Below are 2283 nucleotides of genomic sequence, written 5' to 3'. Positions count from 1 at the left end.
CCGGCGGGCCGCTGAAGCGGCCGCGCGCCGCGAGCGCGACACGGCGGTGTGGGGCGACGATTAGGGAGCCCTAAGGCCGCAGCGACTGTACCCCGGCCGCGATATCGGCCGCCGTGCTGGCCACAATCTCGCGGTACGCCGCCACGACGCCATCGACCGCGCCCGGCGCCGGCAGCTCTGCCTGCGTGCGGCCGCTGACCACCTTGCCGTCCGGCAGCCGCCGCACGGTCCAGTTGATGGTGGCGCCGGCACGCTGGCCCACGTCGGCATCCAGGCGCAGCACTTCCGTGGTGATCCGGTACAGCGGCTGCACGTCCGACATCCCCTGCTGGTAGGTGTCGACCGCGCCCAGCGTGGCCTGCAGGCGTTGCGACAGCGCGTCGCGCAGCTCGTCGGGCAGCGGCGCGGACCAGCGCGCCAGGTCCAGCAGGCGCAGGCCGGCATCGCCGCCATCGCGCACCACCAGTTGCGGGCGGTTGAGCCGCTCCGGCACGCGCACCGGCGCGACTTCCAGCCATAGCGTGTTGGTCGATGCCGGGGTCGTCGTCGCCGGCAGCGGCGCGACCGCGCCCTGCGCCAGCGTGTAGTAGCGCGGCTCGGGCGAGGCGCACCCGGCCAGCACGGCCGCGGCCAGCGCGCCGGCGACGAGGCTGGTGATAGAAAGGCGCTTCATCATTGTTGCTCCGGCTTGCCGCGCAGCAGCGCTTCAGGGTGGCGTTCGAGGTAATCGGTCAGCGTGCGCAGCGACGTGGCGGTGCGCGTCAGCTCCTGCAGCATGCGGCGCGTGTCCTGCTGCAGCGGCGCGTCCGAGGCCAGCGTGCCGTTGGCTGCAGTCAGCGTCTTGCGCGCATCCTGCAGCGCGGCCAGCACCTGCGGCGCGACGTCGCCGTTGAGCTGCTGCACCAGCTTGTCGGCGGTTGCCAGCGTCTTGTTCAGGCTGGCCACCGTGGTGCGCAGGTCCTGGCCGATCTGGTCGAACGGCACCTTGTCGATGCGGTTGACGATGTCGCCGACCTGCGCCTGGATCTGGTCGAAGGTGCCCGGGGTAGTGGCGAACTCAGGAATCGGCGCGTCCAGGTCGACCTTGGCCGGCGGCGCCTTCGGGAAGAAGTCGAGCGCCACGTACAGCTGGCCGGTGAGCAGGTTGCCGGTGCGCAGCTGCGCGCGCATGCCACGCTGCAGCAGGCCCTGGATGATCTTGCGCGCGCGCTCGCGGTCTTCGACATCGCGTTCGCGGAAGCCCATGCGCGACGGGTACAGCTCCACCACCACGGGCATGCGGAACGCTTTCTTGTCGCGCTGGTACTCGATGCCGATCGAACGCACCTGGCCCACGATCACGCCGCGGAAGTCCACCGGTGCGCCCGGCGACAGCCCGCGCACGGACTGGTCGAAATTGAGCACCGCCAGCGTGGGCGCCAGTTCCTCCGGCTCCTTCATCGCCTCGGTCTGGTCGTTGGCCAGCAGGAACTGCGTGTTCTCTGCCGCGGCGTCGGTGGCGGTGGTGTGGTCCGGCGCCTGGAAGGCGACGCCGCCCAGCAGCACCGTCACCAGCGACTGGGTCGACAGCTTGAGCCCGCCGGCATCGAGCTTCAGGTCGACGCCGCTGGCATGCCAGAAGCGCGTGTCGGCGGTGACCAGCTTGTCATAGGGCTTGTTGACGAACACGCGCAGCGTGAGGTCGCGCCCGTTGGGATCGAGCTGGTAAGCCACCACCTGGCCCACCAGCACGCGCCGGTAGTAGACCGGTGAGCCGATATCGAGCGAGCCCAGCTCGGAGGCGCGCAGCACGAACTGCTTGCCGGAGGCATCGGTGGTCACCACCGGCGGCACTTCCAGCCCCTTGAAGTCGCGCGCGGAGTCCTGCGACTTGCCCGCATCCACGCCGATATAGGCACCCGACAGCAGCGTCTCCAGCCCCGACACGCCGCTGGCCGCAAAGCGCGGGCGCACCACCCAGAAGCGGGTGTCGGCCACGGCGAAGTTCTCGGCATCCTTGGTCAGGTCGATCGACGCCACCACGTGCGAGCGGTCGCGCGCCAGCCGCACCGACTTGACCAGCCCGATGTCGACGTCCTTGTAGCGCACCGCCGTCTTGCCGGGCGTCAGGCCTTCGGCCGTGCGGAAGGTGACGGTGATCTCCGGCCCGCGCGAGGTCAGCGTATGCACCAGCAGCGAGATGCCCACCACCGCGGCCACGATCGGGATCAGCCAGACCAGCGAGGGCAGCCAGCGCGCGCGGCGCCGGCGTTCGGGCCGCGGCAGGCCCGGCGGTGCCGGCGG

The 2283-nt window shown here is 71.0% G+C and carries 2 protein-coding genes; both read right to left on the bottom strand.

From position 1 onward, the window contains the following. Positions 1 to 70: 70 nt before the first annotated feature. Positions 71 to 676 (bottom strand): membrane integrity-associated transporter subunit PqiC, encoded by a 606-nt coding sequence (locus CF68_RS19765; RefSeq protein WP_035821980.1) that lies wholly within the window; start codon positions 674 to 676, stop codon positions 71 to 73. Continuing rightward, positions 673 to 2283: intermembrane transport protein PqiB (locus CF68_RS19760; protein WP_084187342.1), on the bottom strand; the 1611-nt coding region annotated here is incomplete at its 5' end. The genes CF68_RS19765 and CF68_RS19760, both read right to left, overlap by 4 nt.

This window comes from Cupriavidus sp. SK-4 (genome assembly GCF_000611125.1).
Lineage (GTDB): Bacteria > Pseudomonadota > Gammaproteobacteria > Burkholderiales > Burkholderiaceae > Cupriavidus > Cupriavidus necator.
The sequence above is the reverse complement of the archived record's forward strand: the minus strand, read 5'-3'. Positions and strand labels throughout refer to the sequence as shown.

Coding starts and splice junctions, on each gene's coding strand:
- CF68_RS19765 (WP_035821980.1), bottom strand. CDS start 676: ATGATGAAGCGCCTTTCTATCACCAGCCTCGTCGCCGGCGCGCTGGCC.